This is a genomic window from Ralstonia sp. Ralssp135 (assembly GCF_047304345.1).
Taxonomy (GTDB): Bacteria; Pseudomonadota; Gammaproteobacteria; order Burkholderiales; family Burkholderiaceae; genus Ralstonia; species Ralstonia chuxiongensis.
On the sequence record NZ_JBGLYZ010000106.1, the window covers coordinates 1 to 260 of the forward strand.

Annotated in this window: 1 protein-coding gene; it reads left to right on the forward strand. The window is 72.3% G+C overall.

Going from position 1 to position 260, the window contains the following annotated elements; all coding sequences use genetic code 11:
* A partial coding sequence (locus ACCD03_RS25565) for an alpha/beta fold hydrolase (RefSeq protein WP_413413287.1) occupies nt 1-260 on the forward strand: 260 nt, incomplete at both ends.

The window sequence follows — 260 nt, forward strand, 5'->3', positions numbered from 1 at the left end:
GTACCTGGCTGGCGGGCGCGTCGCGCCGGCTGATGCAGCGGCTGTCGCAGCTGAACCCGGACCGGCTGTTCCACACGGACTTCGTGGCGTGCAATACGTACGCGAACGGGGGCGCGGCCGCGCAGGCCATCGCGTGCCCAACCCTGTTCGTGCAGGGCCGGCGCGACGTGATGACGCCGCCCCGTTCGGCGCAAGGGCTCGTGGCCGCGATCCCGCATGCGCGCGTCGTCGCGCTCGATTGCGGGCATGCGCTGATGACG